Raw genomic sequence first — 26,529 nt, 5'->3', positions numbered from 1 at the left:
TCTGCCGGACGCCGGGATCGCCCGGCTCAGGCCCGCCTGGGTGAGGCGACGTACTTGAGCACACGCACCGCCTCGAGCGTCACCATGCCCTCGGTGACCAGTTCGTCGACGATCGGCAGGAACGCCTTGATCTTGTCTTCGGCATCGACGATTTCGATCACGATGGGCAGATCGGTCGATAGTTCCAGCAGCTTCGCGGAGTGCACGCGCGAGTTCTTGCCGTAGCCCAAAGGCCCCTTGAGCACCGTCGCGCCTGCCAAATGTGCTTCACGCGCGCGCCGCACGATGGCCTCGTAAAGGGGCCGGTCCCGTCCGGGCTCACGGTCCGCCTCCCCCATGAAGATCCGGAGCAGGACGCCTTGTTCGGGCAGTTTCATCGTCTTGACCTCCCACGCCGCGCTGTCGTCCTGCGACGCGATCACGTCCGCCGCTGGAATCACGCCCTGGTTCTGGTCCTTCTCGCTGCGATAGAGCACGACGTGCGCCCGCTCGAGCGTGATCTCGCCCTCGGTGAAGACCGGTTCGACGCGTGCGAGCAGCGCTTCCACGCGTTTCGGCCCGTCAACCACCTCAACGATCACCGGGAGTTCCTGGGACAACCCCCACAAGGTCTCCTGCAGAATCGACCCGTCTGGCCGGAGTCCCATGATGCCCTTGAGGACGGTCGCTCCCTGCAACCCGTCGTGCCGGGCCACCTCGACAATCCACTGGTACAGCGGCTCGTCACGATGGCGGACGAAGTTGGAAAGATGGAACCGGCACAGCACCTGTTCGGCTTCGAGCTTCATGATCCCCTTATCCGACCATCCACGACTTCGCCACGACCAGGCCTACCCTCACGGCGAGGAGGCCGAGGAACAGGCTCAGGAAGATGTTGCTGAGCGCGGTGAGCCACACACCATCCTCGAAGAGCGCGTGCGTCTCGAATTCAAATGTCGAAAACGTCGTGAACGCGCCCAGGAATCCGACGCCGAGCGCCAGACGCACGTCGTCGCCATGGGGAACCAGCCGCGCGGCCAGCAGGCCGCCGAGCAGGCCCAGGAGGAACGATCCGCTCATGTTGATCAGGAATGTGCCCAGCGGAAAACCTGCATCGACCCACGTTCCGACCCACTTGGCCGTCACGTAGCGCGCGTTGGCGCCCAGGAAGCCGCCGACCCCGACCAGAAGATACGGCAACAACCGGTTCATAACACACTCCTGACCACCAGGGACGCGCCGGGCATTCGCGGCGCGCTCCCGCTTCCGGTCGTCTACTGCGCGAAGGGACTTGCGAAGGTGGCGGACCGACCCAGTTCGGCCTCGATCTCGATCAGCCGGTTGTACTTCGCGATCCGCTCGCTTCGACAGGCGGACCCCGTCTTGATCTGGCCGCCACCCATGGCCACCGCGAAGTCTGCGATGAAGGTGTCTTCCGTCTCGCCCGATCGGTGGGAAATCACGAACCCCCACCCCGCGCGGCGGCACATCTCGATGGCCTCGATCGTCTCGGTGACGGTGCCGATCTGGTTGAGCTTGATCAGTACGGCGTTGGCCGACGATTCGCGGATGCCACGCGCGATGAACTCCGTGTTGGTGACGAAGATGTCGTCGCCGACGATCTGGATCCGATCGCCCAGCGCCGCCGTGTGCGCCCGGAACCCGTCCCAGTCGTTCTCGGCCAGACCGTCCTCGATGGACACGATGGGGTACTTCGCGATCCAGTCCCGATAGAGTTCCGTCATCTCGGCGTGCGACTTCCTGCCCTGCCGCGACTTGGCAAGGTCATACGTGCCGTTCTCGTAGAACGACGAGGCCGCCGGGTCGAGGGCGATCGCCACGTCCTTGCCCGGTCGGTAGCCAGCCGCCTGGATCGCCTCGAGAATGACCTCGCAAGCTTCTTCGTTGCTCTTGAGATTGGGCGCAAAGCCTCCCTCGTCGCCGACGGAGGTGGCGTAGCCGCGACTCTTGAGAATGGTCTTGAGCGCGTGGAACGTCTCAGCACCGGCCCGCAGCGCCTCGGCGAAGCTCGACGCGCCCACCGGCATCACCATGAATTCCTGGAAGTCCACGCTGTTGTCGGCGTGCTTGCCTCCGTTGAGGATGTTCATCATCGGCACGGGCAGCCGCGCCGCGCCCGCACCGCCGATATACGCGTAGAGCGGCAGATCACATGCCGCAGCCGCCGCGCGGGCGACCGCCATCGACACGCCCAGGATCGCATTGGCGCCGAGGTTTCCCTTGTTGGGCGTCCCGTCCAACTCCTTCATGATGACGTCGATCTCGCGCTGATGCGTCGCGTCGATCCCTTCGAGGCGGGGAGCGATGATGGTCTTCACGTGCTCGACGGCCTTCAAAACCCCGTTTCCTCGGTAGCGCTTCTTGTCGCCGTCTCTCAATTCGACGGCTTCGTTCTCACCCGTCGATGCTCCCGAGGGAACGCACGCGGCGGCACTGATGCCGCTGGCCAGCCTCACGGCAACGCGCACCGTCGGATTGCCCCGCGAGTCCAGTATCTCCAGGGCGGTGATGGAATCAATCGTGCGGCCCGAGCATTCTGAGTTATTCATGTCTACTCCCTGTATGAATAGTCCAGACAAATCATGCGACACGTGTCGGCCCGTGCGGCGATCGGCGTCCGTGGTGCGCATCGAGCCATCTGGTGTCGACCGAGAGCGGGGGTGGCAGACACTCCCCGAGCCCGCCGCTCGTAGGAGTCATCTGCCCTGGCAGAAAAACGAGTCAGGGCGGTTCAGGGTGAACTCCAACACCCACGCGGCCAGCATAGCACCGGGTGCCGCGCGGTTCAACGCGGTTCAACCAGTGAGGCGGTGGGGCAGACACGATCAGTCACACCGCCGAGGCCGCGGCCGGCCGCGTGATCCCCAGCGTCGTCAGGATGGACTCGATCCGGCCGCCCCGGCAGTTCGATGACCCGTCCGCCTGTGCCATACTATTTTCACTGCCCTGCCGCAGCCCTGTCACAACTGGGACGTCATAATCCCAGGTGGGCCATTCGTGTCGCCAGGCGCCTGCGCGTCCCGGCGGATCAGAACTCAGAGGAGATGTCATGAAGCGAGTATTGGCAGTGCTGGTTGGCGCAACGTTTATCGGCGCAAGCGCCCTGGTCTGGGCTCAGGAGAAACCGTTGGCCCCGGCCGGTGGGAAGACATCGCCGATCGTCGGCGCCTGGAAACTCAACAAGGACCTGACCGACAAGCCCGCAGCGGAGAACGCCCGCGGCGGGGAGAGCGGCAGTGGCTCCGGCGGGGCGGGTGGCGGCATGGGCGGCCGAGGTGGCGTCGGCGGTGGTGGACGGCGCGGTGGCATGGGCGGTGGCATGAGGGGCGGCGGCAACGAGCGTGGGCGCGGTGGCGATCCGGAGCAGATGAAGCAGATGCGCGCCCTGCTCGGTGACCTAATCAAACCGGCCGACGGATGGACCATCGTACAAGACGGCCCACTCGTGCTGTTCACGAACGCTGACGGCCGCACGCAGAAGTACACGTCTGACGGCAAGGAAGAGGAACACCTCTCCGGCGATGGCGTCATCAAGAGCAAGACGCGCTGGAACGGCGAGCAACTCATCATCGAGTCGAAGTACAAGGACGGCCCGAAGGTGACGCGCACCTATACCGTCTCGTCGGATCTGCGCCAGTTGATGATCCACATCAAGGTAGAAGGCGGGCGCCTGCCGCGCGAGGTGACGACCAATCAGGTCTACGATCGACAGAGCGAATCACGGTAGCCGGCATCGAATGCTCGGAAAGAGACCCTGAAGAATGAGGACGTTGGGCAACCACGGGGGGTTGCCCCTACGCGTCCATGCATCTCGTGTAGGGGCGGGCCCCCGTGCCCGCCCAAATACTGACATGAGAGAAGGGGCTCCGCCGCATTTCCCATTAACGCAGGAGCAGGCGCACACCGAGGAAGACCAGCACCGCGCCGGTCGCGGCTTCGAGCACCCGCCGGGTGGCTGGGCGAGCAAACCGATCGGCGACAAAGCTGACGGCGATCGCGCAGCTTGATTGCCAGGCAAGACTCATCGAGACGTGCGTGGTGGCGAGCAGCAGGAAGCGCGCGAAGAACGGATCGCTGGCGTCAATAAACTGTGGCAGCAGCGTCATGTAGAAGAGCACGACCGGGGGATTCAGCAGGTTCGTGGTGATGCCGCGTCCGACGTGGCTGCGCCCCGGCGCAGGAGGCGTCACGTGTCGTTCGCCGGCTGCACCGTGATGTGGTGCACGACCTTTCACGCCGAACCAGAGCCCCCGCAGGCCGAGAAAGCTCAGGTACACCGCGCCGCCGACCTTTACGGCGTCAAGCGCCCATGGCCATTGGTGCAGCACCAGCGACATGCCCAGCGCGGACCCGAGCGCCAGTGTCGAGTTGCCGATGCCGACGCCGAGCACAGTGAGCAACGCGGCAACACGCCCCTCGGCAATCGCCGTCTCGGTGACCACGGCCAGTGTGGCGCCCGGGCTGAGGACCAGAAGGGCCGAGATACTCGCGAACGCAAGGTAGCGGGAATCAAACATCATCCGTCGCTGGCCCGCATGCGCGTCGTGATATCGGATTCCTGGAGCGCGTAGAGCGCATCGAGGAACTGCGACCAGAAGCTGCCCGGTCCGGCTGACTGGTCCGCGGCGATCTCGCCGGCGATTCCCATCACGATCATGGCGTGCACGGCAGCATCGAACACAGACGGGTTGACCGCCGCAAACGCGCCCGTCAGCGCGGTGGCCGTACATCCGAGACCCGTGATGCGCGGCATGATCGGATGGCCGTTGCCGACGCGCGTGGTCGCGTCGCGGGTGACGATGATGTCGGTCGCCCCGCTCATCGAGACGGTGCAGCGGTACTGACCGGCCACGTGGCGCGCATGATCGACGGACTCCTCCGTCGAATGCGTGCTGTCGACGCCCCTGGTCATCGCATCGGCCTGCACCAGCGCTCGGATCTCGGAGGCGTTGCCACGGATGATGGCCGGTGACACCTCCCGGCCCAACCGCTGCGCGGTGTCCGTCCTGTAGGGCGTCGCGCCGGCGCCAACCGGATCGAGCACAATCGGAATCCCCTGCTTCGACGCTTCCTTCCCCGCACGGAACATGGCGTCAACCCAGGCCGGGCTCAGCGTCCCGATATTGATGACAAGTGCACCGGCCAGGCGCACCAGGTCCTCCACTTCGTCGATCGCGTGCGCCATCACGGGCGACGCCCCAATGGCGAGCAGGGCGTTGGCCGTCGTGTTCATGACGACGTAGTTCGTGATGTTGTGGACGAGCGGAGCGGTCTCGCGAATGCGAACCACGTCCCGCCAGACCGCCGATGGTGTTGTCATGTATCGCCCCTTCCGCATCACAGCGGTGTTGGTGTCAACAATTCCGGGCTGGTCGTGTCTCTCTGCGTCGTCGGCCTCGCGTCGGGTCCGAAGCAAAGCCCTGTCAGACGCTCTGCTTCAGGAGCCACATTCTCGCGGAACTATAGAGAAACAGGAAAGACAGTCCGACCAACACAAACCCGAGCCAGTAGTAGATCCGCGTCAGCACACTGATGGGAATAGACCGCTTCAGCCGGCTCAGCACAACGGCCAGGCCAGTCAGGTAGCTCATCAGCCCCAGGCCGCCGGCCGTCACGAAGAGCACCGACAATCCCGACGTGAACACCTTGACCACACCCAGTTGTTCCACAATGCCCTTCCCGATCAGCCAGGTGATGATCATCTGAGGATTGGAGAAGGCCAGCACAAATCCGATCACATATGAAAAACGACTCCTGCGAAGCAACGGGTCGCTCACATCGAAATGATGAAGCGTCGTGCTCTGTCTGAAGGTGTAGTATGCCAACGCCAACAACAACACCCCGCCTATCAGATAGAACCACGTAATGACGCCCGGCCGAGACAAGAAAGGGGCGATTCCAAAGAACGCCACACCCCCGTACACCATGTCTGAACTGGCCGAACCCACGGCGACGAACACGGCAGCTCGCAGATGCCCACCCAGGGCGCGTCTCGCCACTTCGATCTGAGAACCGCCGAGTGGAATGGCGGTCACAAAACCCAGGGTGAAAGCCAAAAGGAACAAAAGCACAAGATTCATTGTGGTATGGCTATTCGGCAGTTGTTCGACCGTCGAAGCGTCAGGTGTGACGCGATGTCGCTATCTCAGCACGGATCGTCGAAACAATGGCATCGATGTGCAGCTCCTCGAAGCAGCGGACAGTCTTGCAGGTCTTGTAGAGTTTGTTCAGGCAAGTGATGTTCCGGCATGGACTCCCAGCCACGTAGGTGTGCGACGGCCCGTCTTGGTTGGCGGGCAGAAAACCGGGAAGATTCGAATCATATCCCGACATCCGGGCCGGCGTGGCTCCAAAGACGCCATAAATGGCCGTCCGGTTGCGGAAGGTACGCGATCCGGATTTCGAACATTTGCGGGCCGCTCCAAGGTGGAGGGGGCCAGTGTCTGCAGACACGAAGGCGTCTGAACAATCAACTAACGCCGACCAGGCATCCAGAGGCATGGTCGGCGGAATGACGTGGATGCCGCGCTGCTGCTCGACCGGGAGCGCGTCCTTGAGTCGAACACCAACATTCGCCTCAGAATGACCGGCCGCCAAAAGTATCGGGATGGTGAGAGTCGACAACTGGCTCAATAACTCCACTTGTCGCTCGAAAGGCAGTCGCGTATACGGGGAGGCGGCATCCGGATTCAGGAAGAGAACTGGAGAGTTCCTGGCGATGCCGATGTCTCGAATGAAGCATTCAGCCTCGTCTACAGCGGCATCGGACAGGTGGAGAGTCACGCCGGTGAATGGCTCGTCCCGCCTGGACCGGAACAACGGGGAGAGGAGCTCATGGATGAAGCTGTACGCCTGATAGAGGAAATGATTGGGTGCGACTGGATGGAATTCGTTGTGGACCAGGGCCGACCCATGACTCAGAAAATGGATGACGGTCAGACCCGGCGGAAAGAGGCTCGGACCATCGAAGAACGGACTGAAATTGAAACAAACATCGTACGCTCCGTTATCAATGATGTCGCGGACGCCCTGGCGGTCCCTGTCTGCCGGCAGGGGTGAACCAGTGTAGAGCGGAATGATGCGCGTAATCTCAGGATTGCCCTCGATGAGGCTGACGACACCTTTCTTGACGACGTAGTCGATCTCAGCGTCCGGAAAGAAGTCCCGCAGCGCAGAAACAGAGGCCTGCATCATGACGGCATCACCGATGTGAATGTCGGCAAGGACGATGATGCGCCGGAACTCGCGGACGCCCTTCAGGAGAGCAAGATTATGCCTGTGGGAATGCCAGATCAGCAGGGGGTGTCCGAGGAGAGGAACCAAGGTCGAATCAAGAACGGTGGATCCCACACGAGGGAAACGGGCGGTGAGCACGCCGCTGAGGTGGAAGAGTCTCTTTTGCAGCCGTTCCCGAAACAGCTGATTGTTCATCGTGGCTGCTCCATCGCGATTCGGCGCACGAAAGACCGCTCGCGGAGGACTGTCTGTTCGCTGCAACGTCGGATGAATCGGCATCTTGGACCGCACTTCGTCCGCCAGGCGCTCCAATGTACATGATTTGTCCGGACTCGTGGCACGGAAACACGGAGGTGTGGAAACGCATGCGGGGCGACCTCGTGCCGTTCGACGACGAGGCCGCACCCGTGGATCGGGCGAAACGAGTTCTGCGCTAGAGGTCCGGGCTAGTGACGGAGCCAGCCAGCGGGCGGCCGCCCGCGATCGCCTTCTCGATCGCGACGCGCAATTCCGCCGCGTCCGGCGGGACACGGCTTGGGAAGAAGGCGACGACCTTTCCGTTCTTGTCCACCACGTACTTCGCGAAGTTCCATTGCGGGAGATTGCCCGTCTCACCGAGAAACGCGTACACCGGCGACTGGTCGGGGCCAGCCTTGGTGATCACCTTCGCGAAGAGCGGGAATGTGACGTCGTATGTTCGCTTGCAGAACTGCTGAATCTCTTCTGGCGTCCCGGGCTCCTGGCCGCCGAAGTCGTTGCTCGGGAAGCCGAGAACGGTCACGCCCCTGGGCGCCATCTCCCGGTAGAGCTTCTCGAGGCCTGCATACTGTGGCGTGTAGCCACACTGACTGGCGACGTTCACTACCAGCACCACCTTGCCCCGATACGCCCCAAGATCTGCCGGCTGCCCAGAGAGCGTCGTCACCTTCAAGTCGTAGAGAGAACCCGCTCCCATCGGCATCGCAGACTCCACGGACGGATCCAAGAACGTCGGCCGTGCCCAGAGGCCAGCGGCCACCAGGATCACGAACACGAGCGTGAGAAATACGATCTTCATCAGTAGTGACCCCCTTCTGAAAGCCATACTCCGATAGACGCCGCGGGGCCGCCTGGCGATTCAAAGTCCGTGGAGACAGTTACGGAGTGTTCGGCTTCACGTCCTTGTCGAACCACGCCAGGTAGCGCCAAAGCCTGTCACGCTGATAGCTCGAGATGGTCGGGCCATGGAATTGGACGGGAAAGATGACGAGCTGTGTGTTGAGAATCTGGCGGAGAGGGGGGATTCGAACCACTACTGAACGTTGATTTCCAAAGACTTCGCCTGTTTTCACATCCTCTCGACCTACCAGATCCTACTAATGGCCTGGCGGCTGAGGCTCTGACGCTCACTCCCCTTCGCGCTCGAGTCGCGCGTGCTCGGCCAACACGCTCTTCCCAAGAGACTCGCGGAGCCAGATTCGCTCGACGATCGGATACGCCGCAACAACCGGCAGCGCGAGCAGCGCCCCGATAATTCCCCCAAGCGCCGCCCCTGTCACAAGACCAAGCAACACCGCGACACGCGACACCTTCAAATGATGGCCATACACCTTTGGCACGATGGCGTAGTTTTCGATCGCGGAACAGAGCACGTACAGGCCGGCGACGGCAGCGGCGGTGCCTGGCGAGATGGTGAGCGCAATCAGCACGGCCGGCGTAAGCGCCACGAAGAAGCCGATAATCGGCACGAAGTCGCACACGCCGGCGAGCACCGCGAGCATCAACGCGGCGGGCACTTTCAGCAGCGTGAGCGACACGAGGACGAACACCGCGGCGAAGATCGAGGTGAGGAGGTTGCCTGCGGCATAGGCGAACACGGCCCCGGTCACGCCCACGACCGTCTCGTTCACCTTCGCGCGGTGCGCGCGCGGGACGTACGCGATCACCCACTCGTAGGTGCGGCGGCCATCCGCCAGCAAATAGAGCGTCAGGATGAAGGCAAAGAGCGTCATCGCGGCAGCCGACAGCACGGCGATGCCGATGTCAGGCACTTTGGCGGCGATCTCGGACATCATCTGCGCCGGATCCTGGGGGCCTCGCCGCACGACGCGGGCGACCGCCACAGGCACACGCACCGCGACACTCTCCTGGAACGAGGCGAGACGGTCGACGAGCACCTTCGTTTCTTCCGTGATCGGTGCCACGGCCGCAAAGAGAAAGGCGCCGAAGGTGGCAAGCGTCACGGCGCCGACCACGAGCACGGCCAGACCCCGCTTGAATCTCCACCGTTCCAGCCACCCAACGGCCGGTTCGAGCGTGACGGCGAGGACGAGCGACACGAGCACCACCATCACGATGGGCCAGACCTGCAGCCAGATCCAGACGAGCGCTGCCGCGATCAGGATCTTCAAGATGGTCAGCCACGGCAGGTCAAGCCGAATGCGTTCGGAAGGTGACGGGCTCATCAACGGAGTTCTCTCACCCACGGTCGTAACTGAAGAAGAGGCCGTAAATACCAGGAAACCTGACGCTGTGGCAGATAATTGGCGGAGAGGGGGGGATTCGAACCCCCGTGCCGGTTACCCGACAAGACGCTTTCGAGGCGCCCCCGTTACGACCACTTCGGTACCTCTCCGCTTCAGACTGAAGCGATATTATACCCTGCTGCGCTGGAGCTTGAAGAACTCCTGGATGATCGCGCGGCAGTCGGTTTCGAGCACGCCATCAACAACCGTCAGACGGTGATTGAGTGCGGCGTGTTCGTGCGCCCGCATCGTGGAGACCACGGCACCGGCCTTCGGCTCGGCCGTTCCGAACACGAGCGTCCCGACGCGCGCATGCACCATCGCACCCACGCACATCAGGCACGGCTCAATAGTGACGTAGAGCGTGGTGTCGGTCAGGCGGTAGTTGCCAATGGCAGTTGCGGCGTCTCGCAGCGCGATGATCTCGGCATGGGCCGTCGGATCAATCCGGCCGATCGGCTGGTTGAAACCACGGCCGATGATCTGGTCGCCAAGGGTCACGACCGCCCCAATCGGCACTTCTCCGGCCTCGAAGCCCTTTCTGGCTTCCTCGAGCGCCGCCCGCATGAACGCGTCGTGGTCTGACATCTCGGAGAAGGCCATTCTACGGTAGGTGACAGCGACAACGAGGCAGAATCAGCCGGATACGGCTCGTATTGGAGAGGACTTGGGATTGCCGGCTGGCACAGGATCTGCAACCAACCTGTGCAGGCGCAGGCTATACTGTTGGACGGTCCCGCCTGGTGGTAGGATCACCGCCGTCGGTGGTGTGGCGCCAGTCGGGATGGGCCGTACCAAGGTGGAGTAATGCCCCCAAGTTCATTTCATACAATTCGGCCGCGGCGCCTTAGATGCGCCCTGGTCGCGTCTGCCGCACGCACGCTCCGGTCGGTTGGCCGGGTGCTGGCAGACAAGTCTAGGAGGCAGAATGAGGAAGTTTACTTATCTAGCGGTGGCTGTTATGGCCCTCGCGCTGCTTGTCGGCCCGGCAATCGCCAACGCGCAGATACCGGTCGCGCCGAAGACAGTCATACTCAAGGGCAGCAGCCTTGGTGGCGTCAAGTTCGACCATGCCGCACACCAGAAGGTTGTGGGCGACAAGTGCGACACCTGTCATCATGCATCAAAGCCGGAAAAGGCTCTCAAGACCAAGCAGGAGAAGTGCCAGAACTGCCACACGACGGCAGCCACCGCCCCGATGAAGACCAAGGCCCAGGCGGCCTTCCACGATCCGATGGCGAAGAAGGGCACATGCGTCGATTGTCACTTGAAGGCGACTGGCAAGAAGGTGCCGGCTTCCGCGAAGTGCCTCGATTGCCACAAGAAGGAAAACGTCTGATCGCCTGAGCGATCGCCGACAGTTTTTCCGGGGTGGTTCAGGTTTCCCGACCTGGCCACCCCGGAGTCAGGTACGGGGATTGGTGGAAACCTATCAGGTCTGTGACTGGTTGGTGTGAGACGGAGAAAAAGAAGCCACTCCGGCTTGCCAGCCGTAGCCCCGCCTCCGCTCGTTCATGAAGGCCCACGAGCTATGGCGTGGGCGAAGGTTGGTGCGCCCTGCAAGACTCGAACTTGCGACCTCCTGGTTCGTAGCCAGGCGCTCTATCCAACTGGGCTAAGGGCGCACACTGAGAGCCCCGGCGGGCACTCGTTCAGCCGCCGGAAACTGTAATTATAGCCTACTTCCCCGGTCTCGTCAGCCCGTGCCCCATCGAGAACATGCCCGGCAGCGAGATGGGCAACTTGCCGCCAATCGGGATGTCCCCGGCCAGGCCTCGCGCCGCCGCACGCTCGGTGAAATCGGAGAATTCGTAGCACAACAGCACGGCCGGCAGCTTCGGCAGCGCCATCGCCGTGTAGGGGTTGCCGAAAAGCACCGTGACGAACGGCTTGTTCTGGCTGGCAATCGCGTCGAGTAGCGCCACCTGCGGAGCACTCAGATCCATGCGCCCGCTGTACGACGCAATTCGCACGAACACGCCCGCGATGACGACGTCGGCCCGCCGCGCCAGCGCACGCACCAGGTCGTACTCGGACGACGTGGTCCGATCCGTGATTTCAATCGAGGTCAGGTTCGGCCACCGCTGCTTCAGCTCTGGAATGATCGCGCGGCTCGGCACGCTCTCGCGCCACCCGCTCGCGTAATCGAGCACGGACAGATACAGCACGCTCGCCTCGCGCCCGGCCTTGATCGGCACCTGGTTGCGATCGTCCTTGATGAGGGTGAGCGCCCGTTCATTGATCTCCTGCGCGACCTTCGCGTGGGCACGCCCGCCGAGTTTCTCGGGAATCGCCGCCACGTCCGTCAGACGATTCACGTGCAAACCGAGCTTCGCCTTGGCCCGCAGGATGCGCTCCACTGACGCGTCGAGTTGCGCCGCGCTAATCTCACCCGCCTGCACCGCTGCCTTGATGCCCTTGAACGCCAGATCGTCGTCGGGCGAGTGCAGCACGACATCCACGCCGGCCTTCACGGCCATCGCTGCCGCCTGGTCGGGCGTCCATCCCTTCGAGATGGCATCCATTGACATCGAATCGGTAAAGATGAGGCCGTTGAACTTCAACTCGTTGCGCAGGAGGCCAGTCAGAATGGGCCGGCTGAGCGTGGCGGGAATGCCTGGCGCCGGGTCGAGCGCCGGCAAGATAATATGCGTCGACATCACGGCGTCAACGCCCGCGTCGATAGCCGCCTTGAAGGGCACCAACTCCACCTTGTCGAGCCGTTCGCGCGGGTGCGAGATCACCGCCAGACCAAGGTGGGTGTCGACGGTGGTGTCGCCGTGACCCGGGAAGTGCTTCACCGTAGCAAGTACGCCGGCCGACTGGATGCCGCGGATGTACGCGTTGGCCATTTCGGACACGAGCGCGGGGTCCTCACCGAACGAACGGATGTTGATGATCGGATTGCGCGGGTTGTTGTTGACGTCGACTACCGGGTAGAAATCGACGGTGACGCCCACGGCGCGCGCCTCGATCGCCGACACCTCGCCGGCCTTGAAGGCGAGCTGCGGATCGCGCGTTGCCGCGATCGCCATCGCCCGCGGCAGTCGCGTGGCGCCATTCAGGATGTATGCTGCCCCACCCTCGAAGTCCGCCGTTGTCAGCAGCGGAATCGCGGATTCCGACTGCAGCTTGTTCAGCAGCACGGCTGCCGCAAACGGCTCGCCTTTGCGCGACGCGTTGCCGCCGCCCCACACCGGGTTGAGCATCACCTGCGGCATCGACTCGCCGCTGCCAAACACGTGGAACGCGCCCACCTTCAGGTCGCGCACCAGGTGCAGCAGCCGCTGGTATTCCTCGGAGTCGGCGCTCAAGTAGGCCGCGTTGATCGATGGCTCGATCAACTGGCCGACCTTCTCATCGAGCGTCATCTTCTTCAGCGTGCGCTGAACCCACAGGTCGGCTTCTTTCTGCCGCTTCTCGGCGGCCTGGCGGTCGAGCTTCGCCTGCCTGGCGAGGTCGACCTTGGCCTGCTTCGCAGGATCGGCTTTCGCCTGCTCAACCGGGCCGGCGGAAAGCACGAGAAGACTGATGGAGATGAAGAGCGCGGTGAGAAAGGCAAACCGTTTCATGGCGTCTCCCGGGACTGATGACGAATCGTACACCACCACGGCGCGATTGCCGAAGCCGCCAGCCCAGAGCCCTTAGCCCCCGGTATAATCGACACATGGGACACACCGAGCACAAGGCGCTCTCCCCCGCCGTCGCGAACTGCTACATCCTCACGATCAGCGATACGCGCACGGAAGCGACCGATACGAGCGGGCGCGCCATTTTCGATCTGCTCTTCGCGGGAGGGCACCAGGTGACGGGCCGGAAGATCGTTCACGACGAGCCCGACGAGGTCCTCGCCGCCATCACCGAGCAGATGAACAAGCCCGGTGTGCAGGTGATCATCACCACCGGCGGTACCGGCATCACGGCCCGCGACACGACCTGCGAGACCATCACGCACCTGCTCGACAAGCGCCTCGACGGATTCGGCGAGCTGTTCCGCATGCTGAGCTACCAGGAGATCGGGTCGGCCGCGATGATGAGCCGCGCGGTCGGCGGGCTCGCGAAGGGCAAGGTAATCCTGTCGCTCCCCGGCTCGGAGGCCGCGGTGCGTCTGGCGATGACGAAGCTGATTCTCCCCGAACTCGGACACCTCGTGCGGGAGGCCTCGCGGTGAACCAGCGCCAGATGCGCCCGATCCGCGAAACGATTTCGCTCGACGACGCGCGTGCATTGATCGCCCGATCGATCACGCCTCTGGTGCGAACCGAGCGCGTGAGGATTGATCTCGCCGACGGCCGCGTGATTTCTGCCCTGGTCCGGGCCAGCATCGATGTGCCTCCGTTTGCGCGGGCGGCGATGGATGGCTACGCCGTCCGGGCCGCCGACACGTTCGGGGCCGGCACGCACAGCGCGCGTGTGTTGCGCTCGGTCGAAACGGTGTTCACCGGCCAGGTGCCGACTCTGGCGATTGGAACCGGTGAGTGCACGGAAATCGCGACGGGCGCCCCTATGCCGGCAGGCGCCGACGCGGTCGTGATGGTGGAGGACACCGAAAAGGACGCCGACGGCACGGTGAGGATCTTCGGTCCGGTCTATCCGGAACAAAACGTCACGCACCAAGGGGCCGACATCTCCTCTGGCCAGACCGTGCTCAGTCCTGGCGATGTCCTGAATCCAAGTCGCATAGGTGCCCTGGCCGCGCTCGGCGTCCTGGACGCCGAGGTCTACGCGCAGCCCCGCGTGGCGATCCTCTCCACGGGCAACGAGGTCGTCGATCCCGGGGCGCCGCTCAAGCCGGGGCACATTTACGACATCAACAAGTTCACGCTGAGCGCCGTGCTCCGCCAGCATGGCGCGCTGCCGGTGCCGCAACCCACGGCGTCCGATTCGATCGCCGACCTGACGCGCGCGCTCGAAGTGAGCCTTGTTGAAGACGTGGTGCTCTTCTCCGGCGGGAGCTCAGTCGGCGAGCGCGATCTCATCCTCGATGTCGTCGAACAGATGGGTGAGGTGGTGTTCCACGGCATCGCGGTCAAACCTGGCAAGCCCACGCTGTTTGGCGTGATCAAGGGCAAGCCGGTGTTCGGCATGCCGGGCTATCCCACCTCATGCCTCTCGAATGCCTACATGCTGCTGGTGGCGCCGCTTCGCGCGATGGCGCACCTGCCTGCATGGACGCCGCGCACAGTCCAGTTGCCGGTCGGCCAGCGCATCGTCTCCACGACCGGGCGACACCAGTTCTACACGGTGAAGATCGTCGACGGGCAGGCCCTGCCCGCCTTCAAGGCGTCGGGCGACATCACGAGCATGTCGCACGCCGATGGCTACATCGAGATTCCCCCGCAGATTGACATCGTCGAAAAAGGTCAGTTGGTCGAGGTGAAACTGTTCTAGATGGAAAGCACGACGCTCAACATCGGCGATCACGCCCCGCTCTTCACGCTGCCGAACCAGAAGGGCCAGCCTCGCGCGCTCTCCGAGTATCTTGCCAGGGGCCCGGTGCTGCTGGGCTTCCACCGGGGCACGTGGTGACCGAACTGCCGTCGCCGGTTCGGCGACCTGGCTCTTCACTCAGCTGAATACGCACGCTTAGGCGCGAGCGTCGTCGCCATCGTGGCGCAGCCGTCCGAGAAGGTGAAACGCTACGTCGAAGACACGGGACTGCCATTCGACATCCTCGTCGACGAGCGGAGGGAGACCATCAAGGCCTATGGCGTCTGGCACCGCGTCGGCTTCGACGCGTGGAACATCGCGCGCCCCGCCCTCTTCCTCATCGACAGGAATGGTGTGGTCGGGTACGTCTTCGTCGCGAACTGGCAGACGGAGTTCCCGGAACACGAGGTCATTGTGAGAGAGATTGGAATGCTGGGGTCAGAAGCAGCAAGAAACAAGACTTGATTCTTGCTTCTTGCTGCTTCCGGCGACGCGCCCGTTACCGCGAATACCGCTTCGCGACTTCGCTCCAGTTCACCACGCTCCACCACGCATCCACGTAGTCGGCGCGACGGTTCTGGTACTTCAGATAGTACGCGTGCTCCCAGACGTCCAGCACGAGGACGGGGTTCTTCCCTTCCGACAGCGGCGAATCCTGATTGGCCGAGCTCTCGATGGTCAGCTTTCCGCCGGTGTTGATGAGCCAGGCCCAGCCGCTGCCAAACCGCCCGAGCGACGCCTTCTTAAACTCGCCCTTGAATGCCTCGAAACTGCCGAACGCGGCCTTCACGGCATCGGCCAATGGGCCGGACGGCTCGCCACCGGCTTTGGGCGCCATGATGTTCCAGAACATGTTGTGGTTGGCGACGCCACCGCCGTTGTTGCGAACCGCCGTGCGGACAGCCTCGGGCACGCTCGACAGCCCGCGAAGCAGATCGTCCACGCTCTTGGACCGGAGGTCGGGAAATTTCTCGATGGCCGCGTTCAGATTCGAGACGTAGGTCGCATGGTGTTTATCATGGTGAACCTGCATCGTCATCGTGTCGATGAACGGTTCGAGGGCATCGTACGCGTAGGGAAGCGGAGCCAGTTCGTGCGCCATGTCGGTTTTCCTCCTGAGAGAAGACAACCTGATCGGTGTTGAGATCCCTCATATTAGCAGGGATTGGGCATATCCGACCAGTACAATCGCCATTCCATAAGACCCAGATTCCGGCAATTGGTGACAGGGGGTTGGGATCGTGCGAAGAGGGGCCTGGCCCCACTTTGCTCTAGTTCCGGGCGATGACGTTATAGAGGGTGTCCCGCTCGACCGGATCGCGGCCGGCGGCGCGGATGACCGCCTGGATCTGCAGCGGGGTCATGCCGTCTGGCGTGGTGGCGCCGGCCATCTTGTAGATCTTCTCTTCCTGCACGGTGCCATCCATGTCGTCCACGCCAAACCAGAGCGATGTCTGTGCCACTTCGACACCGGTAGCGACCCAGAACGCCTTGACGTGCGGCACGTTGTCGAGCATGAGCCGGCCGACCGCGTGCACGCGCAGCGTGTCAGCGGCTGACGGCGCCGGCAACTTGTGCATGTGGTTGTTGGCGGGATGGAACGCCAGCGGAATAAACGCCTGAACCCCGCCCGTCTCCGCCTGCAGCGCCCGGATGCGCAGCATGTGGTCGACGCGCTCCTCGATGGTCTCGATGTGCCCGTAGAGCATCGTGATGTTGGAGCGCATGCCCAGTTGATGAGCCAGCCTGTGGATGGCCAGAAACCGATCGGCGTCGCACTTGTCGGCGCAGATCTTTTTCCGCACGCGATCGGCGAACACCTCGGCTCCGCCGCCTGGTAACGAACCGAGTCCGGCCGCCGCGAGTTCCCGAAGGACGCGCTCGTCGGTCATCGAGAAGAGGTCCGCGAAGAAGGCAATCTCCACCGCCGTAAAGCACTTCAGGTGCACGTCGGGCCGGATGCGTTTCAGTCCGCGCAGCAGCTCGAGGTAGTAGCCGAATGGCAGATCCGGATGCAGGCCGTTGACCACGTGCACTTCGGTGATCGGTTCGTTGGCGCGGCGGCGGAGCTTCTCCCACACCTGCTCGAGCGACAGCGTGTACGCGTCCTTGTCGCCCGGCTTCAGGCGCGCGAACGAGCAGAACAGGCAGTTGGCGACGCAGACGTTGGTGGCTTCGAGCTTGATGTTGTGGTTGTAGAAGGTGGCGTTGCCGTGCCGCTTCTCGCGCTCGCGATTGGCGAGCCAGCCCACCGCGAACATATCCTCGCACTCGAACAGACGCACCCCATCCTGCAGGCTGAGCGACTGCCCGGCATCCAGCTTGTCCTTGATGTCGACAAGCCCTGCGCGCGCGACTCTCTCTTCGCCGAACATACCGTCGATTTTGCCATGCTATACTGACGCCTGACAAATCGTGCTCCGGTCGAGCGGCCAGGGAAGTTGGGTGCAAAACCCACACGGTCCCGCCACTGTAAGCGGGGAGCGCGCGCATCAGAGGCAGCCTGACACCAGGCTGCCCGTCACGGCGCCAGAGGGGTGCTGGAAGACGTGATGCGAGCGCGACGATCCGCAAGTCAGGAGACCTGGCGCTTCGGCTACTGATGTAACTCCTCCGCGGCCTCCCGCCCATCGGGATGGCTGAGGGAACCGTTCGGTGCGAGGCCACACCGACAGGAGGTGAGATGATCCGCTCGTTTTCTTCCCTGATCATTGTTGTTGCGCTGTGCGTGTTGCCGACGGCTGTCTTCGCCAGTCCCGGGAACCCGCAAGTCGTCAAAGGCCACGTGCTGGACCCGGCAGGACTTCCAGTCACCCATGTCACGGTCCTCATCCGATCGGCTGCCGGACATGTGCGCCAGGCGGAGACCGACGCCGAGGGCGTGTTTGCGTTCACCGACGTGGCGCCAGGCGTCTACGACGTCCTCGCACCGGTCGACGGTTTCCGCACCAATCCGGTGAAGGTCGCCGTTGGAGAACACACCCCACCGGACATTCAGATTACGCTGCTCCTGTCTGGCCTCACCGAAACGGTGGTGATCTCGGCGGGCTACGTCGACACGTCACTCTCCGAGGCCCCCGGAAGCGTCACCACGCTCACGAGCCACGACCTCGCATCACGTCAGATCACCACCGTGGCGCAGGCCCTCCAGATGGTTCCGGGCTTCTCGGTCGCACCAACGGGCGGCGCAGGCAGTCTCACGTCGCTTTTCCCGCGCGGCGGCGACTCGGACTACACACTGGTTCTGCTCGATGGCGTCCGCCTGAACAGCATGGGCGGTGGGTTTGATTTTGGCCACCTCACGACGACTGGGCTCGAACAACTGGAAGTGGTGCGCGGTCCGCAAAGCGCGGTGTTCGGTGCGGATGCGATTGGCGGTGTGATTCAGCTTCGCTCGAAGATTGGCGGCAGGCCGGCCGTTTCCGGCGGACTCGAAACCGGCGGGTACGGCACGAATCGGCTGACACTTGGCAGCACGGGCTCGCGCGGACTGTTTAGTTGGGGCGCGCACGTCGAACGCTCCTCGAGTGACGGCTGGACAGGAGTAGCACCAGGCACGACCGACCGCGTCACCAACGACAATGATGCGGCCACAGCGGTGGCAGTGGCGACAGGCTGGAAGCTGTCGGATCGCTCGACGCTGCGCGTTGATGGCCGCTTCAGTACCGACGACCGCGGCTACCCTGGCCCGTTCGGCTCGAATCCGATTGGCGCGTTTGCCGGCATCGATCGCATCTCACGAGGCCGCAACCATGACGGCCTTGGCTCGATCGCGTTCACGCACGCATGGGGGCCTCAGAGCACGCTTCGGGTCCAGGCCACGTATGCGGACATGCGCTCTGCGTTCACCAGCACGTGGGGCGATTCGTCGGCTCGCACGCGCCGGCTCACCACGCACGCGCAGCTTGATCATGCGTTCTCCTCGCACGCGGCCACGTCGGTCGGCGTTGATCTGACTGGTGAGCGTGGCGACAGCACGTACATCGTCGGCACCGCAGGCCAGATGGTGCCGGTGAGGCGGCAGGTTGCCGGCTACTTCGCCGAGGCCAGATTCCGGGCATCGGAGCGTCTGTTTGTCACCACGGGCCTGCGCGTCGAGCACATCGTCAGAAGTGCGCTCGAGCCTGATCCACTCGCCTACGCACCTCGACCGGCGCTGCCCGAAGACCGGGTGTTCTCCGTCAACCCGCGGGTCGCGGTCAGTTACTACCTGCGGACCTCTGGCGATAGCCGGGGCAACTGGACGCGCGTTCACGCCACGGCGGGAACCGGCATCAGGCCACCCGACGCGCTGGAGATCGCGTTCACTGACAACCCTGGGCTCAGGCCGGAACGCAATCGCAGTGCGGACGCCGGTCTCGAACAATCACTGCTGGGCGGCTTGCTGGTCGTGGACGCGACGGCCTTCGTCAATCGCTACGAAGATCTGATTGTCGCGGTGGGTCGATCGCTTCAGGACTACAGTCGCTTCCAGACCGACAACATCTCCAATGCGCGGGCGAGGGGCATCGAGACCTCGGCGGCCCTTCGCACGCGCGGCGGGCTCGAGATCCGCACCAGTTACACCTGGCTCGACACGACTATTCTGGCCGTCGACCGATCGCCGCTGGTGGCGCCGCCGCCCTTCAGCGTCGGCGATCCGCTTCTGCGCCGGCCCCGCCACCAGGCCAGCCTCGACATCGTCTGGGCGCGTGGACCCGTGACGGCGTACGCGCGAGTCGGCGGGCGGAGCCGCATGCTCGATGTGGAGCCATCCTGGGGCGCGATCTCTGGTGGGTTATTCCACGCGCCGGGGTTTGCCGTCGCCAACGCGGGTGTCTCGCTTGCGGTGAGACGCGGCATCAACATCATCGCGCGTTTCGACAATCTTCTCGACCGCCAGTACGAAGCCGTACTGGGCTACCCCGCACCTCGCCGATCCTTCACCGTCGGAGTGCGCCTTGCTCCGGGCCGATAGCGTCACCTACGTCCACGGCGCGCACGAGCGCGGTGGCATCGCCGCCGACTCGAATGACGTGTTGCCCGGCGTCCAGCGGGTCTCGATGGCGGTCGAGCGCGGTGCCGTGGTTGGCCTGCTCGGTCCCAACGGCTCTGGCAAGACGACACTGTTGCGGGTGCTGGCCGGGATGCTCGCCCCCACGGAAGGACGAGTCACGCTCGATGGCGTCGGCATCGGCACGCTCGCCAGGCGGGCACTCGCCCGCCGGATTGCGGTGGTGCCGCAGGAGACGCATCTCGCCTTCGACTACACCGTGCGCGAAGTGGCGCTGATGGGTCGCTATCCGCACCTGGGTCCATTCGAACTGGAGGGCCCGCGCGACCTGGCCATCGTGCGCGACGCGCTGGCCGCGACCGGGACGGTCCATCTCGAACATCGGTCCTTTGCCACCCTCTCTGGCGGCGAGAAGCAGCGTGTCGTGATCGCCAGCGCCCTGGCGCAGCAGGCCGACATCCTCCTGCTCGACGAGCCCACAGCGTCGCTCGATCTCGGGTACCAGTTGGAAATCTCGGCGCTGGTTGCACGACTGAACCGCGAACGCGGGCTCACCGTCGTCGTCGCGACGCACGACCTGAACTTCGCTGCGGGGCTGTGCCGGTCGCTCGTCTTACTGAGAGGCGGGAGGGTGCTCGTCGCTGGACCAACAGCGGAAACGTTGAACGCGGCGGCGATCAGGGCGCTCTACGACGTTGAGGCCAACGTGTGGTTCGACCAGCGTGCGGGCCGCGTGGCCGTGGTGCCAATCGAGAAGGTCCGCCATGTCTGACGTGCGACGACGGCTGGTTGGATGGACCGTGCTCCTGGGATCGGTCACGCTTGCCGCGGCGGTTGGCGCGCCGCTCATCGGGACGACCCGGATCAACCTCGCCCGCGCGTTCGACACCGCCTTGCCGTATGCCGACAACGTGGATGCGCAGATCTTTTTTATCGCCAGGCTGCCGCGGGTGCTGGCCGCGGCGCTGGTGGGCGCGTCGCTCGCCGCGGCGGGTGTCGTGTTCCAGGCCCTGTTGCGCAACCCGCTCGCCACGCCGTTCACGCTCGGCGTGTCGGCTGGCGCGGCACTGGGCGCCGTGCTGGCCATCTCGCTTAAGCTGCAACTGACGCTCTGGGGCGTATCGGCGGTCACCGGCGCGAGTTTCGCCGGATCGCTCGGCGCCGTCGCCATCGTGTACGCGCTGGCTCGGGCTCGCCACCGCGGATTCTCGACCAATGTGCTGCTGCTCGCCGGCGTCACGTTGAACTCGTTCTTCTCGGCGCTCATCCTGTTTGTGCAATACATCGCCGACCCGGCCGAGACGGTCCAGACGCTGCGCTGGCTGATGGGAGACCTCGGCGTGGCCGGCTACGGCCCGATCCTGGCGGCGCTCCCGCTCACGCTGGTGGCCTTTGTCGCGTTCGCGTGGCTGCCACGCGCGATGAACCTGCTGAGTCTTGGCACCGATGCGGCCGCATCACGCGGCGTCAACGTGGTCCGCACGCAGCAGATCGCGTTCTTCAGCGCCTCGCTCGTCACGGGGGCGGCCGTATCGCTCGGCGGACCGATTGGATTCATCGGCATCATCGTGCCGCACCTGGTCCGCCTCATGGTTGGCGCCGATCACCGGATCGTCCTGCCGGCCGCCGCCCTGCTGGGCGCGGCGTTCCTGATTGTGTGCGACGTGCTGGCGCGGCTGGTGATGGCACCAGTTGAACTGCCGGTCGGCATCATCACGGCGATTATCGGAGGACCGTTTTTCCTGTGGCTACTGGTGAGACAGAGATAAATGAGGACACGAGGTTCGGGGTTCGGGGATTTCCGCCTTCGCCTACAGCTACGGCGGACAAGCGAGGGTAGCGTTTAGGGAGGCGGGAGCGGCGGGGGCCTCGCACTGGAGGCCGGGCTGGAGCCCGGCGATCCCAGGGGTGTCACGCTGACCAACTGTCCGATCCGTGGCGAGCCTGCAACCGCCGGAGTGTCAGGGCCGACCAACGGTCCGATCCGCTGCGAGCCTGCAACCGCCGGAGTGTCAGGGCCGACCAACGGTCCGATCCGCAGCGAGCCTGGGATCGCCGGAGTGTCAGGGCCGACCAACGGTCCGATCCGTGGCGAGCCTGCAACCGCCGGAGTGTCAGGGCCGACCAACGGTCCGGTCCGCTGCGAGCCTGGGATCGCCGGAGTGTCAGGGCCGACCAACGGTCCGATCCGTGGCGAGCCTGCAACCGCCGGAGTGTCAGGGCCGACCAACGGTCCGATCCGCTGCGAGCCTGGGATCGCCGGGCTCCAGCCCGGCCAAGGAAAGCGGAAGTCAGAAATGCTCAATCGACGCAATCGGTTCGGCATCTTCGCATCTTGCATCTTCGCGACGCTCGTCGCGACAGGCCGCCCGGTCGTACCCGTCGAAGCCCAGCCCTTCCCGCAACGCATCGTGTCACTCGTGGCCTCGGTGACCGAAATGTTGTTTGTGATGGGCGCGGGTCCGCGGGTCGTTGCGGTGAGCAGTTTCGATCACTTTCCAACTGAGGTCGATCGGCTGCCGCGAGTGGGTGCACTGATCGATCCTGACATCGAGAAGATCCTCTCGCTGCGGCCGGATCTGGTCATCACCTACGGCAGTCAGAACGACCTCGCCACCAAGCTCGCGAAAGCCAACGTGCCGACCTTCACGTACCGCCACGGTTCGCTTGGGGACATCACGACAACGCTGCGCGAACTCGGGCGCCGGCTGGGTCTGGCCTCGAAGGCCGAGCGTGTCGCGGCTGGCATCGAGCAGGATCTCGACAGGATTCGGACCCGGGTGAGAAGCGAGGCTCGGCCAAAGACGCTGCTGGTGATCGAGCGCGAGCCGCGGTCGCTGCGTGCCATCAACGTCAGCGGCGGGTACGGGTTTCTGCACGACCTGCTGGAACTGGCGGGAGGGACCAACATCTTCGGCGACGTGAAGCGGGAGTCCCTGCTGGTATCGACTGAGACCATCCTGGTCCGCGCGCCCGATGTGATCCTGGAACTGCACTACACCGATGCGCCATCGCGAACGCTGGTCGATCAGGAACGCGCGGCTTGGAGTCTTCTACCTGCCGTGCCTGCCGTGAAGCACGGCCGGGTCGAATTGTTGTTTGGTGAGGAGTTGGTGCTGCCAGGGCCGCGAGTCGTCCTGACGGCGACCGCCTTCGCCCGTGCCCTGCACCCGGCCTTGATGCCGCGTTAGCGGCGGCTGGCGTTTTCTGCGCTCCGAATTCCATTCAGATGTTGCAGATTCTGCAACGCCGTTTTCCCTCCTCGGTCGAGTGTCCGGATTACCCCGCAATACCAGTGATTTCTGGGGCCCTTCCGGGTCCGCCACGTGGCCCAAGTCTTGAAGATGACGATGGTAGAATGGCGAGCGTGGAAGCGGCACACCCGCACGTGACATACGCCGACTTGGAACGCTGGCCGGATGACGGCAAGCAGTACGAGTTGTACGACGGCGAGGTGCGTGTGGTTCCAGCGCCAAGCAACCTCCATCAAATCGTCCTGGTCAACCTCCTGGACATCCTGCAGGAGTATCGCAAAACCCGCGGCGGCTTCGTGCTCCCCGCTCCTCTCGACATCGTCTTCCAGGAAGACACTGTCCTTCAGCCGGATATCACGTTTCTGTCGGCACAGACGGCTCGCCTGTTGGACATGCACAAGCCGATTCGTTTCGCGCCGGATCTGGTCATCGAAATCCTCTCACCTTCCACGTCGAACTGGGACCGGACACGAAAGCACCGCATCTACGCCCGGTGTGGAGTTGCGGAGTATTGGATCATCGATCCGGACCACGAGACCGTCGAGATCCTGGAGCTGAAAGACGGAGATTACATGCTTGCCGCATCGGGTTGGAGAACCGGCAAGTTGCGATCCGCCACATTGCCGGGCCTGGTAATCAACCTCAAGGACGTGTTCTCCTCGCCGTTTGCGCGTGAGCGACCGACACCTTCTAGACCCTGAGCTCTCTTCAGTGGAGGCGGATAGCGAAAGGTCGGGCCCTGGTATCAAGGCTTCGGATAAGGCGGCCCAACTGAGTCGAAGGGCGGGGCGAGTTTGGTTCGTACCGGGCCAAAGCCCCTGGCAAGAGCGGCCCGGTCGCCTACGCGAATTCGACGGCGACGGCGTGCGGGATGATGCCCGCCTGGTGGGCGCGATCGAGCAGCAGCCGCACGGCCGCGCGGCCCTGATCGCCGTAGCCGAGCGTCAGATCGTTCACGTACATCCCGACAAATTGATCCGCTTTCGCCCGGTCGAGGCCGCGGCCGAATTGCATCGCGTACTCGAGCGCCTCGGTGCGGTGCGTCAGGCCGTAGCTGATGCTCTCGTGAAGGAGCCCGCTCACGGTCTTGATGGTGTCGGGTCCGAGATCGCGCCGGATCACGTTGCCACCGAGCGGCAGCGGCAGGCCTCCGGTTTCGCTCGCCCACCATTCGCCGAGATCCACGATCTTCTTCAATCCCTCGTCCGCGTAGGTGAGCTGGCCCTCGTGGATGAGCAGGCCGGCGGCCACCTCGCCACGCGCGACGGCTTCCTGAATCTGGTCGAACGGCATCACGACCGTCTCGACGTCCGGCCGGTACAGCTTGAGCGCGAGGTAGGCCGTTGTCAGCGTGCCGGGAATCGCCACGCGCACACCGTCGAGCGAGTCCGGGCCGTCCTTTTTCGCCACGACGACCGGCCCATAGTTCGACCCCATGCTCGCCCCGTGCGGCAGCAGGATGTACCGGTCGTGCAGGTGCGCGTAGGCATGAATCGAAATGGCGGTGACTTCGTACTTCCCTTCGAACGCCGCCCGGTTCAGCGTCTCGATATCCGAGAGCACGTGCACAAACTCAAAGCCCTTCGTGTCCACGTGGCCTTTCGCCAGCGCGAAAAACATGAAGGCATCGTCGGAATCGGGACTGTGGGCCACATGAATGCGCATGGCAGGAGTGTACCAACCAGCGTCATACCTGCGCAACCGGGCATCCAGAGTGCAACGCTGGCTGGATTCCGGCGTTCGCCGGAATGACGAATGTATGCGGAACGGTTACTTGGGCGGTTTCACCACGACGAGGCCGGAGTCCTGGAGCGCCTGCTGACGCTTGCGTTCTTCTTCGTCGCGTTTCTTGCGATCCTCTTCCGCCTTCTTCCGCTTGACGCGCCCCGCCTCCCACTCGGCCAGCTTCATGATGCCGAGGATGGCCAGGGAGCTGACGGGCACCGTAGGCGACCTGAATTCCACAGGCGTGAGGAAACTCACGATATCGGCATGCGTCGGCGCGCCCCAGGGAATCACCCCTGTCGGGGCCAGCTCCTCACGCGTGAACAACTGGAGCCTGGGAGCCAGCGCCACGACCTCGACGTAGTAGTTCAGCTTGAGCGGCGACTTGTTCTCGGAGGGCGCACGATCGGCCAGCAGCCGCTTGATGCGTTCGAACGACACGCCCAGCGCAGCGATGTCCGGCACGTCGGTCAACGCGGATTGTGGGGTTGATGCGGTCGGCGTCTGCGCACGCGGTGACTGGGTTTGCGCGCCCGCCGCGCCGGCCTGCTGCGCGTGTAGCAACGCCGGCTGGAGGCCGATCAGGAGGACGAGTAGAGCCGCCAGGATGCGCCGCATAAAGGATAGGACGAGTGTAACTCCGGTTTGGACGGCGGGGGGTTCACTATCTTCCCGCCCCGAGCGCGGTGACGGATGCCGAGGGGCCCGCCCGGATCGGCGGTGTCTATCCTTGCCGATCCTTCCACTCCTCGTACCACGCCATCTGGATGGCCTCGAGTTTTGGCTCGTTCGAGGCATGGGGCGCGTCGGCGAATCCGTCCAGTTCGATCACGCGCTGACTCAGATCCACAAAGCGAATCTGCAGCGGATCCACGTCTGGAAACTTCTCGCTGAGCGCGATGCCGATATCTTCCGAGTCGGTCCACTTCACGACCCGACCTCCTGGCCCTTCGAGGGACCTGCCCCAAGCGCCGTAACGGATCCCGAGGGGCCTGCAGTCGCGAGGCCTGACTTTCCAAGCTGGATGGCGCCGCCCTCCTGAACGTAATTGCGGGTGTACATCGGGATCTCGCAGACCACATCGCCCTTCACGACGGCCTGGCACCCCAGGCGCGAATGCGGGGTCACGTCCCAGGCGGTGTCGAGCCTGTCGACCTCGTCATCCTGCATCTCGCTCAGGTTCAGTGCGCCCTCGCGGACGACCACGTGGCAGGTGGTGCAGGCGCAACTGCCGCCACAGGCATGCTCGAGGGGCACGTCGAAATTCTTGGCAATATCGAGCAACGACCCGGGCAGCCCGTGGTGTGAATACGTCAGGGAAGCCTGATCCACATCGAGGGTCCGGGCCTCGCCATCAACAATAAAGGTGACTTTCGGCATAGCAGGC

General features: G+C 63.9%; 27 protein-coding genes, 2 tRNA genes, 1 pseudogene and 2 riboswitches. Of the genes and pseudogenes, 10 read left to right on the top strand and 20 right to left on the bottom strand.

Annotation, left to right across the window (positions count from 1 at the left end; all coding sequences use genetic code 11):
• Positions 1-26: 26 nt before the first annotated feature.
• The 4 genes and pseudogenes from NT151_05405 to eno form a co-directional block, all read right to left on the bottom strand.
• Entirely contained in the window at positions 27-377 is a 351-nt protein-coding gene (locus tag NT151_05405; protein ID MCX6538356.1) for a DUF190 domain-containing protein, read from the bottom strand.
• Positions 378-488: 111 nt separating this feature from the next.
• A pseudogene (locus NT151_05400) lies at positions 489-788 on the bottom strand (DUF190 domain-containing protein).
• 7 nt (positions 789-795) lie between these two features.
• The gene (gene crcB / locus NT151_05395; GenBank protein MCX6538355.1) at positions 796-1,191 is read right to left on the bottom strand and encodes a fluoride efflux transporter CrcB; all 396 of its coding nucleotides are present in this window, start codon (positions 1,189-1,191) and stop codon (positions 796-798) included.
• A 62-nt stretch (positions 1,192-1,253) separates the two neighbouring features.
• The gene (gene eno, locus NT151_05390; protein ID MCX6538354.1) at positions 1,254-2,549 is read right to left on the bottom strand and encodes a phosphopyruvate hydratase; all 1,296 of its coding nucleotides are present in this window, start codon (positions 2,547-2,549) and stop codon (positions 1,254-1,256) included.
• A gap of 134 nt (positions 2,550-2,683) precedes the next feature.
• Positions 2,684-2,760, bottom strand: a riboswitch (Fluoride riboswitch).
• Between the two features lie 289 nt (positions 2,761-3,049).
• Here eno and NT151_05385 point away from each other — a divergent pair.
• Positions 3,050-3,727, top strand: a complete 678-nt coding sequence (locus NT151_05385) for a hypothetical protein (protein ID MCX6538353.1) — start codon at positions 3,050-3,052, stop codon at positions 3,725-3,727.
• Positions 3,728-3,881: 154 nt separating this feature from the next.
• Here NT151_05385 and NT151_05380 read toward each other — a convergent pair whose 3' ends face one another.
• From NT151_05380 to tadA, 8 genes are all read right to left on the bottom strand, one after another.
• Entirely contained in the window at positions 3,882-4,520 is a 639-nt protein-coding gene (locus tag NT151_05380; GenBank protein MCX6538352.1) for a LysE family translocator, read from the bottom strand.
• A complete protein-coding gene (gene thiM, locus NT151_05375) occupies positions 4,517-5,320 on the bottom strand; it encodes a hydroxyethylthiazole kinase (GenBank protein ID MCX6538351.1) in 804 nt (267 codons plus the stop codon). The genes NT151_05380 and thiM overlap by 4 nt, the downstream gene beginning before the upstream one ends.
• 103 nt (positions 5,321-5,423) lie before the next feature.
• Complete coding sequence (locus NT151_05370) at positions 5,424-6,080, bottom strand: LysE family transporter (protein ID MCX6538350.1); 657 nt, start codon at positions 6,078-6,080, stop codon at positions 5,424-5,426.
• 40 nt (positions 6,081-6,120) lie between these two features.
• The gene (locus NT151_05365) at positions 6,121-7,431 is read right to left on the bottom strand and encodes a glycosyltransferase family 9 protein (GenBank protein ID MCX6538349.1); all 1,311 of its coding nucleotides are present in this window, start codon (positions 7,429-7,431) and stop codon (positions 6,121-6,123) included.
• Positions 7,432-7,669: 238 nt separating this feature from the next.
• Positions 7,670-8,191: a glutathione peroxidase gene (locus NT151_05360; protein ID MCX6538348.1), complete on the bottom strand. Its 522-nt coding sequence runs from the start codon at positions 8,189-8,191 to the stop codon at positions 7,670-7,672.
• Between the two features lie 430 nt (positions 8,192-8,621).
• Positions 8,622-9,680, bottom strand: coding sequence for an AI-2E family transporter (locus NT151_05355; GenBank protein ID MCX6538347.1), 1,059 nt, complete (start codon positions 9,678-9,680; stop codon positions 8,622-8,624).
• A gap of 79 nt (positions 9,681-9,759) precedes the next feature.
• A tRNA-Ser gene (locus NT151_05350) sits at positions 9,760-9,850 on the bottom strand.
• Positions 9,851-9,869: 19 nt separating this feature from the next.
• On the bottom strand, positions 9,870-10,328 hold the full coding sequence (gene tadA / locus NT151_05345; protein ID MCX6538346.1) for a tRNA adenosine(34) deaminase TadA: 459 nt from the start codon (positions 10,326-10,328) through the stop codon (positions 9,870-9,872).
• A gap of 340 nt (positions 10,329-10,668) precedes the next feature.
• Between tadA and NT151_05340 the strand changes: the two genes are divergently transcribed.
• A complete protein-coding gene (locus NT151_05340) occupies positions 10,669-11,079 on the top strand; it encodes a cytochrome c3 family protein (protein MCX6538345.1) in 411 nt (136 codons plus the stop codon).
• Between the two features lie 209 nt (positions 11,080-11,288).
• Here NT151_05340 and NT151_05335 read toward each other — a convergent pair.
• A tRNA-Arg gene (locus NT151_05335) sits at positions 11,289-11,365 on the bottom strand.
• 54 nt (positions 11,366-11,419) lie between these two features.
• Positions 11,420-13,312 (bottom strand): glycoside hydrolase family 3 C-terminal domain-containing protein, encoded by a 1,893-nt coding sequence (locus tag NT151_05330; protein MCX6538344.1) that lies wholly within the window; start codon positions 13,310-13,312, stop codon positions 11,420-11,422.
• A gap of 95 nt (positions 13,313-13,407) precedes the next feature.
• Here NT151_05330 and NT151_05325 point away from each other — a divergent pair, with 95 nt between their 5' ends.
• From NT151_05325 to NT151_05315, 3 genes are read left to right on the top strand one after another with little or no spacing between them, the layout of a single operon-like run.
• Positions 13,408-13,911: a molybdenum cofactor biosynthesis protein MoaB gene (locus NT151_05325; GenBank protein ID MCX6538343.1), complete on the top strand. Its 504-nt coding sequence runs from the start codon at positions 13,408-13,410 to the stop codon at positions 13,909-13,911.
• The gene (locus tag NT151_05320) at positions 13,908-15,131 is read left to right on the top strand and encodes a molybdopterin-binding protein (GenBank protein ID MCX6538342.1); all 1,224 of its coding nucleotides are present in this window, start codon (positions 13,908-13,910) and stop codon (positions 15,129-15,131) included. Before NT151_05325 ends, NT151_05320 begins: the two co-directional genes overlap by 4 nt.
• Positions 15,132-15,635 (top strand): peroxiredoxin family protein, encoded by a 504-nt coding sequence (locus NT151_05315; GenBank protein MCX6538341.1) that lies wholly within the window; start codon positions 15,132-15,134, stop codon positions 15,633-15,635.
• A gap of 34 nt (positions 15,636-15,669) precedes the next feature.
• On the opposite strand, the gene NT151_05310 is transcribed toward NT151_05315, so the two are convergent.
• Together NT151_05310 and mqnE are read right to left on the bottom strand one after the other, a co-directional pair.
• Positions 15,670-16,272, bottom strand: a complete 603-nt coding sequence (locus tag NT151_05310) for a superoxide dismutase (GenBank protein MCX6538340.1) — start codon at positions 16,270-16,272, stop codon at positions 15,670-15,672.
• 169 nt (positions 16,273-16,441) lie between these two features.
• Positions 16,442-17,545 (bottom strand): aminofutalosine synthase MqnE, encoded by a 1,104-nt coding sequence (gene mqnE, locus NT151_05305; protein ID MCX6538339.1) that lies wholly within the window; start codon positions 17,543-17,545, stop codon positions 16,442-16,444.
• Positions 17,546-17,569: 24 nt separating this feature from the next.
• A riboswitch (cobalamin riboswitch) is annotated at positions 17,570-17,777 on the top strand.
• 76 nt (positions 17,778-17,853) lie between these two features.
• Between mqnE and NT151_05300 the strand changes: the two genes are divergently transcribed.
• From NT151_05300 to NT151_05280, 5 genes are all read left to right on the top strand, one after another.
• On the top strand, positions 17,854-20,127 hold the full coding sequence (locus NT151_05300) for a TonB-dependent receptor (protein ID MCX6538338.1): 2,274 nt from the start codon (positions 17,854-17,856) through the stop codon (positions 20,125-20,127).
• A complete protein-coding gene (locus NT151_05295; protein ID MCX6538337.1) occupies positions 20,111-20,935 on the top strand; it encodes an ABC transporter ATP-binding protein in 825 nt (274 codons plus the stop codon). Before NT151_05300 ends, NT151_05295 begins: the two co-directional genes overlap by 17 nt.
• The gene (locus NT151_05290) at positions 20,928-21,932 is read left to right on the top strand and encodes an iron ABC transporter permease (protein ID MCX6538336.1); all 1,005 of its coding nucleotides are present in this window, start codon (positions 20,928-20,930) and stop codon (positions 21,930-21,932) included. The genes NT151_05295 and NT151_05290 overlap by 8 nt, the downstream gene beginning before the upstream one ends.
• Positions 21,933-22,460: 528 nt before the next feature.
• Complete coding sequence (locus tag NT151_05285) at positions 22,461-23,354, top strand: helical backbone metal receptor (protein MCX6538335.1); 894 nt, start codon at positions 22,461-22,463, stop codon at positions 23,352-23,354.
• A 167-nt stretch (positions 23,355-23,521) separates the two neighbouring features.
• The gene (locus NT151_05280; GenBank protein MCX6538334.1) at positions 23,522-24,118 is read left to right on the top strand and encodes a Uma2 family endonuclease; all 597 of its coding nucleotides are present in this window, start codon (positions 23,522-23,524) and stop codon (positions 24,116-24,118) included.
• A 139-nt stretch (positions 24,119-24,257) separates the two neighbouring features.
• Here the strand turns inward: NT151_05280 and NT151_05275 are convergent, their stop codons facing one another.
• From NT151_05275 to NT151_05260, 4 genes are all read right to left on the bottom strand, one after another.
• Complete coding sequence (locus NT151_05275; protein MCX6538333.1) at positions 24,258-25,082, bottom strand: ABC transporter substrate-binding protein; 825 nt, start codon at positions 25,080-25,082, stop codon at positions 24,258-24,260.
• 105 nt (positions 25,083-25,187) lie between these two features.
• Positions 25,188-25,760: a hypothetical protein gene (locus NT151_05270; protein MCX6538332.1), complete on the bottom strand. Its 573-nt coding sequence runs from the start codon at positions 25,758-25,760 to the stop codon at positions 25,188-25,190.
• A gap of 106 nt (positions 25,761-25,866) precedes the next feature.
• Entirely contained in the window at positions 25,867-26,073 is a 207-nt protein-coding gene (gene iscX / locus NT151_05265; protein ID MCX6538331.1) for a Fe-S cluster assembly protein IscX, read from the bottom strand.
• Complete coding sequence (locus NT151_05260) at positions 26,070-26,522, bottom strand: 2Fe-2S iron-sulfur cluster-binding protein (protein MCX6538330.1); 453 nt, start codon at positions 26,520-26,522, stop codon at positions 26,070-26,072. The genes iscX and NT151_05260 overlap by 4 nt, the downstream gene beginning before the upstream one ends.
• Positions 26,523-26,529: the final 7 nt, after the last annotated feature.

It is taken from the genome of Acidobacteriota bacterium (genome assembly GCA_026393675.1).
Taxonomy (GTDB): domain Bacteria; phylum Acidobacteriota; class Vicinamibacteria; order Vicinamibacterales; family JAKQTR01; genus JBAXOX01.
Note: the sequence above shows the minus strand (reverse complement) of the source record. Positions and strands in the feature narration are given on the sequence as shown.

Excerpts from the sequence above, each read along its gene's own strand:
- tadA (MCX6538346.1), bottom strand. The coding sequence starts at position 10,328 with ATGTCAGACCACGACGCGTTCATGCGGGCGGCGCTCGAGGAAGCCAGA.
- NT151_05380 (MCX6538352.1), bottom strand. The coding sequence starts at position 4,520 with ATGATGTTTGATTCCCGCTACCTTGCGTTCGCGAGTATCTCGGCCCTT.
- NT151_05300 (MCX6538338.1), top strand. The coding sequence starts at position 17,854 with ATGATCCGCTCGTTTTCTTCCCTGATCATTGTTGTTGCGCTGTGCGTG.
- NT151_05340 (MCX6538345.1), top strand. The coding sequence starts at position 10,669 with ATGAGGAAGTTTACTTATCTAGCGGTGGCTGTTATGGCCCTCGCGCTG.
- NT151_05270 (MCX6538332.1), bottom strand. The coding sequence starts at position 25,760 with ATGCGGCGCATCCTGGCGGCTCTACTCGTCCTCCTGATCGGCCTCCAG.
- NT151_05365 (MCX6538349.1), bottom strand. The coding sequence starts at position 7,431 with ATGAACAATCAGCTGTTTCGGGAACGGCTGCAAAAGAGACTCTTCCAC.
- thiM (MCX6538351.1), bottom strand. The coding sequence starts at position 5,320 with ATGACAACACCATCGGCGGTCTGGCGGGACGTGGTTCGCATTCGCGAG.
- NT151_05290 (MCX6538336.1), top strand. The coding sequence starts at position 20,928 with ATGTCTGACGTGCGACGACGGCTGGTTGGATGGACCGTGCTCCTGGGA.
- NT151_05360 (MCX6538348.1), bottom strand. The coding sequence starts at position 8,191 with ATGGGAGCGGGTTCTCTCTACGACTTGAAGGTGACGACGCTCTCTGGG.
- NT151_05280 (MCX6538334.1), top strand. The coding sequence starts at position 23,522 with ATGGCGAGCGTGGAAGCGGCACACCCGCACGTGACATACGCCGACTTG.
- NT151_05275 (MCX6538333.1), bottom strand. The coding sequence starts at position 25,082 with ATGCGCATTCATGTGGCCCACAGTCCCGATTCCGACGATGCCTTCATG.
- NT151_05310 (MCX6538340.1), bottom strand. The coding sequence starts at position 16,272 with ATGGCGCACGAACTGGCTCCGCTTCCCTACGCGTACGATGCCCTCGAA.
- NT151_05385 (MCX6538353.1), top strand. The coding sequence starts at position 3,050 with ATGAAGCGAGTATTGGCAGTGCTGGTTGGCGCAACGTTTATCGGCGCA.
- NT151_05330 (MCX6538344.1), bottom strand. The coding sequence starts at position 13,312 with ATGAAACGGTTTGCCTTTCTCACCGCGCTCTTCATCTCCATCAGTCTT.
- NT151_05325 (MCX6538343.1), top strand. The coding sequence starts at position 13,408 with ATGGGACACACCGAGCACAAGGCGCTCTCCCCCGCCGTCGCGAACTGC.
- mqnE (MCX6538339.1), bottom strand. The coding sequence starts at position 17,545 with ATGTTCGGCGAAGAGAGAGTCGCGCGCGCAGGGCTTGTCGACATCAAG.
- NT151_05260 (MCX6538330.1), bottom strand. The coding sequence starts at position 26,522 with ATGCCGAAAGTCACCTTTATTGTTGATGGCGAGGCCCGGACCCTCGAT.
- NT151_05355 (MCX6538347.1), bottom strand. The coding sequence starts at position 9,680 with ATGAGCCCGTCACCTTCCGAACGCATTCGGCTTGACCTGCCGTGGCTG.
- eno (MCX6538354.1), bottom strand. The coding sequence starts at position 2,549 with ATGAATAACTCAGAATGCTCGGGCCGCACGATTGATTCCATCACCGCC.
- NT151_05370 (MCX6538350.1), bottom strand. The coding sequence starts at position 6,080 with ATGAATCTTGTGCTTTTGTTCCTTTTGGCTTTCACCCTGGGTTTTGTG.
- crcB (MCX6538355.1), bottom strand. The coding sequence starts at position 1,191 with ATGAACCGGTTGTTGCCGTATCTTCTGGTCGGGGTCGGCGGCTTCCTG.
- NT151_05405 (MCX6538356.1), bottom strand. The coding sequence starts at position 377 with ATGAAACTGCCCGAACAAGGCGTCCTGCTCCGGATCTTCATGGGGGAG.
- NT151_05285 (MCX6538335.1), top strand. The coding sequence starts at position 22,461 with ATGCTCAATCGACGCAATCGGTTCGGCATCTTCGCATCTTGCATCTTC.